This is a genomic window from Ancylobacter mangrovi (assembly GCF_024752355.1).
Lineage (GTDB): Bacteria > Pseudomonadota > Alphaproteobacteria > Rhizobiales > Xanthobacteraceae > Ancylobacter > Ancylobacter mangrovi.
The window spans coordinates 2,501-5,646 of record NZ_JANTHZ010000017.1 but is presented as its reverse complement, the minus strand read 5'-3'; the positions used below and the strand labels follow the sequence as shown (position 1 = coordinate 5,646).

General features: G+C 54.9%; 2 rRNA genes. Both read right to left on the bottom strand.

Annotation, left to right across the window (positions count from 1 at the left end):
• Nucleotides 1–91 (bottom strand): 5S ribosomal RNA (gene rrf, locus NVS89_RS22850); the annotation flags it as partial.
• An 89-nt stretch (nt 92–180) separates the two neighbouring features.
• Nucleotides 181–2,998: ribosomal RNA gene (locus NVS89_RS22845) — 23S ribosomal RNA — on the bottom strand.
• Nucleotides 2,999–3,146: the final 148 nt, after the last annotated feature.

The window sequence follows — 3,146 nt, the reverse complement described above, 5'->3', positions numbered from 1 at the left end:
GGTCTTGAGACATAGTACCATCGGCGCTGAGGAGTTTAACGGCCGAGTTCGGGATGGGATCGGGTTCAGGCTCCTCGCAATGGCCACCAGGCCGGCGAAGGACAGCGAAGCGAAGCAAGGATCGGAGGATCTTGTCTGGTCTCTGGCTTTGATCCTGATGGATGGCCATCGAGGATGAGAACGATCAAGCCAATCGAACGATTAGTACCGGTAAGCTCAATGCATTACTGCACTTACACACCCGGCCTATCAACGTGGTCGTCTTCCACGGTTCTCGAGGGAATACTCGTTTTGAGGTGGGTTTCCCGCTTAGATGCTTTCAGCGGTTATCCCGTCCGTACATAGCTACGCTGCACTGCGGCTGGCGCCACAACAGCTCCACCAGAGGTACGTTCATCCCGGTCCTCTCGTACTAGGGACAAATCCTCTCAATATTCCTACACCCACGGCAGATAGGGACCGAACTGTCTCACGACGTTCTGAACCCAGCTCACGTACCACTTTAATCGGCGAACAGCCGAACCCTTGGGACCTGCTCCAGCCCCAGGATGTGATGAGCCGACATCGAGGTGCCAAACGATGCCGTCGATATGGACTCTTGGGCATCATCAGCCTGTTATCCCCGGCGTACCTTTTATTCGTTGAGCGATGGCCCGTCCACGTGGGACCACCGGATCACTATGGCCGACTTTCGTCTCTGCTCGACTTGTCAGTCTCACAGTCAGGCGGGCTTATGCCATTGCACTCGACGAGCGATTTCCGACCGCTCTGAGCCCACCATCGCGCGCCTCCGTTACTCTTTGGGAGGCGACCGCCCCAGTCAAACTGCCCACCATGCAATGTCCCGGATCCGGATGACGGACCGCGGTTAGACATCCATATCTATAAGGGTGGTATTTCAAGGGTGACTCCACGAGAGCTGGCGCCCTCGCTTCAAAGTCTACCACCTATCCTACACATACCGACACGAATGCCAGTGCAAAGTTGCAGTAAAGGTGCACGGGGTCTTTCCGTCTGACCGCAGGAACCCCGCATCTTCACGGGGAATTCAATTTCACTGAGTCTATGCTGGAGACAGCGGGGAAGTCATTACGCCATTCGTGCAGGTCGGAACTTACCCGACAAGGAATTTCGCTACCTTAGGACCGTTATAGTTACGGCCGCCGTTTACCGGGGCTTCGATTCAAAGCTTGCACCTCTCCTCTTAACCTTCCGGCACCGGGCAGGCGTCAGACCCTATACGTCATCTTGCGATTTCGCAGAGCCCTGTGTTTTTGCTAAACAGTTGCCACCCCCTGGTCTGTGCCCCTCCCACCTGGTTGCCCAAGTGGAAGGCCTCCTTATCCCGAAGTTACGGAGGTAAATTGCCGAGTTCCTTCAGCATAGTTCTCTCAAGCGCCTTGGTATACTCTACCAGTCCACCTGTGTCGGTTTCGGGTACGGTCTATACGTGGGAGCTATTTCCTGGAACCCCTTCGAAGCCAGAACAGAACCAATTCGTCTGACAACACACGGGATTCGTCACTACCCACAGGCTCAGGAATATTCACCTGATTCCCATCGACTACGCCTTTCGGCCTCGCCTTAGGGGCCGGCTAACCCTGCGCAGATTAGCTTTACGCAGGAACCCTTGGACTTTCGGCGACAGTGTCTCTCACACTGTTTGTCGTTACTCATGTCAGCATTCGCACTTCCGATACCTCCAGAGGTCCTCACGGATCCTCCTTCGCAGGCTTACGGAACGCTCCGCTACCGCTCATCCGAAGATGAACCCTAAGCTTCGGCGCGTGGCTTGAGCCCCGTTACATTTTCGGCGCAAGAATCCTAGACCAGTGAGCTGTTACGCTTTCTTTAAAGGATGGCTGCTTCTAAGCCAACCTCCTGGTTGTTTTCGGACTCTCACATCCTTTCACACTTAGCCACGACTTGGGGGCCTTAGCTGTAGGTCAGGGTTGTTTCCCTCTCGACGACGGACGTTAGCACCCGCCGTCTGTCTCCCGCGCAGTACTTCCAGGTATTCGGAGTTTGGTTAGGTTTGGTAAGATGGTAAATCCCCCTAGCCCATCCAGTGCTCTACCCCCTGGAGTATTCACGCGAGGCACTACCTAAATAGTTTTCGCGGAGAACCAGCTATTTCCGAGTTTGGTTGGCCTTTCACCCCTAGCCACAAGTCATCCGAGACCTTTTCAACGGGCACCGGTTCGGTCCTCCAGTGCGTGTTACCGCACCTTCAACCTGCTCATGGCTAGATCACTCGGCTTCGGGTCTAATCCGACGAACTGAACGCCCTGTTCAGACTCGCTTTCGCTGCGCCTACACCTATCGGTTTAAGCTTGCTCGCCAGACTAAGTCGCTGACCCATTATACAAAAGGTACGCAGTCACCCAGGACGAACCTTGGGCTCCTACTGTTTGTAGGCATCCGGTTTCAGGAACTGTTTCACTCCCCTTGTCGGGGTGCTTTTCACCTTTCCCTCACGGTACTTGTTCGCTATCGGTCGCTGAGGAGTACTTAGGCTTGGAGGGTGGTCCCCCCATGTTCAGACAGGATTTCACGTGTCCCGCCTTACTCAAGGATGAATGATTGCATTACGTGTACGGGGCTATCACCCACTAAGGCCCGGCTTTCCTGACCGGTTCCACTTGTCGCTCATTCACCACTGGCCTGGTCCGCGTTCGCTCGCCACTACTAACGGAGTCTCTGTTGATGTCCTTTCCTCCGGGTACTTAGATGTTTCAGTTCCCCGGGTTCGCTTCAAACCCCTATGTATTCAGGATTTGATACCTTCATCTGACAACTGGAATTCCTAAACCTCGCGGCTCAGGGTCGCCCCCAAGGCGAGGCCTCGGAGTTCCAGTCGTCGAAGGTGGGTTTCCCCATTCGGAAATTCTCGGATCAAAGCTTGTTCGCAGCTCCCCGAGACTTATCGCAGCGTACCACGTCCTTCATCGCCTCTCAGCGCCAAGGCATCCACCGAATGCCCTTAAGACACTTGATCGTTCTCATCTTCGATGCCCACCCCAACGGAACGAACGACCCCTCTGTGCGGAAGGATCGGGGGCGTGACGGTTTTGAGAGACCCGTCACACGGCATCAAAGCTATTCTAAAGACCAGCTTGCTTCGCATTTCACTCGACGACGGTGCG